1 protein-coding gene is annotated in these 653 nt (G+C 45.3%); it reads left to right on the forward strand.

Annotation, left to right across the window (positions count from 1 at the left end; translation table 11 throughout):
* A partial coding sequence (locus H5200_RS23340; RefSeq protein ID WP_182762875.1) for a transposase occupies positions 1 to 456 on the forward strand: 456 nt, incomplete at its 5' end.
* Between the last annotated feature and the right edge of the window lie 197 nt (positions 457 to 653).

Raw genomic sequence — 653 nt, forward strand, 5'->3', positions numbered from 1 at the left:
GGTGTTCGTTTGTTGGTCGCCACCGGTGTTGTTGCTGAGCTTGGCGATTTAACGCGCTTCGATCATCCCCGTAAATTAATGAGTTATCTCGGTCTTGTACCCAGTGAACACTCGAGTGGTGGCAAACGCCATATTGGCGCTATCACAAAATGCGGAAATGGCCGAGCAAGACGCCTACTAATTGAAGGCGCGCACACTTATCGCTATGCAGCAAATATATCGACAGATATGCAAAAACGACAAGAAGGTTTACCAAAGGATATTATTGATATTGCGTGGAAAGCACAACTTAGGCTCTGCAAGCGCTATAAAAAAATGATAGCCAAAGGGAAACACTACAACCTGGTTGTCACTGCAATTGCCCGAGAAATGATTGCGTACATATGGGCCATTGCTAAAGAAGTGGTGCTTACGCCAGTGAATACAAAACTTAGATTGGCAAGAGTACCCGCATGATAAACGAATTAGAGTTAATGCATGGGATCAAGCATCGGGTGTGGCACAACCACCGACGGCGTTAGGATGGCAATGCAGCTAACGCTGCATTGAACCACGAACATAGACTGAAGACAGGTGCCACGACGAACTAAGTAAGGTTTGCTCTGTTACTAGAAATAGTAATAACCAACGAATATCAGCAAGATAACCGACGA

This window comes from Pseudoalteromonas sp. SG43-7 (genome assembly GCF_014164295.1).
Classification (GTDB): domain Bacteria; phylum Pseudomonadota; class Gammaproteobacteria; order Enterobacterales; family Alteromonadaceae; genus Pseudoalteromonas; species Pseudoalteromonas rhizosphaerae.